The sequence below is a fragment of the Aminobacter sp. P4_D5 genome, from assembly GCF_056401815.1.
The window spans coordinates 1-596 of sequence record NZ_JBFUIP010001037.1 but is presented as its reverse complement, the minus strand read 5'-3'; the positions used below and the strand labels follow the sequence as shown (position 1 = coordinate 596).

Annotated in this window: 2 protein-coding genes; one reads left to right on the top strand and one right to left on the bottom strand. The window is 73.3% G+C overall.

The features are described from left to right. On the bottom strand, window positions 1-396 hold a 396-nt coding region (locus tag AC1DWF_RS36525), incomplete at its 3' end, for a UbiA family prenyltransferase (RefSeq protein WP_476843328.1). On the opposite strand from AC1DWF_RS36525, the gene AC1DWF_RS36520 reads away from it, so the two are divergent. Beyond that, window positions 389-596, top strand: a 208-nt coding sequence (locus AC1DWF_RS36520; RefSeq protein ID WP_476843327.1) for an RNA methyltransferase PUA domain-containing protein, incomplete at its 3' end; no start/stop codon positions are given. The two genes, AC1DWF_RS36525 and AC1DWF_RS36520, sit on opposite strands and share 8 nt — an antisense overlap.

Here is a 596-nt window from a genome sequence, read left to right as displayed (position 1 = left end):
GAGCAGCGCCAGGAAGGCCACGGCCTGCCGCGGCGAGACCGCGCCCGAGGCCAGCGGCCGCCCCCGCGTGCGTTCCACCTTCCGGTCGATGTCGCGGTCCCAGAGGTCGTTCACCACGCAGCCCGCGCCGCGCATCACGAAGGCGCCGACAAAGAACAGGAAGGCCAGCCAGAATCCCCTGCCCCAGGACGGCGCCCAGAGCGCGATGCCCCAGAGTCCCGGCAGGAAGAGCAGCCAGCTCCCGATCGGCCGGTCTGCCCGCATGAGGAGCGCATAGGGCCGCCAGGACGGCGGCAGCCGGGCAACCCAGCCGGCGTCGCGGATGTCCGTGTAGCCGCCCAGGATGGGGTTCTCTTGCACGGGCGCATGCAGCACGGCACATCGGGCCATGTCCATCCCTCGGATTCATGCGGAAGGCCCCCTCGCCGAGGGCGCCGAGATCGCGCTGACGCCGGCCCAGGCGCACCATATCGGCACGGTGATGCGCCGCGCCCCCGGCGCGGAGTTGCGCGCCTTCAACGCCGCGGAAGGCGAGTTCGCCGCCGAGTTGACCGCGCTCCGCAAGGACCGCGGCGCGATGCGCCTCGGCGCCCGGC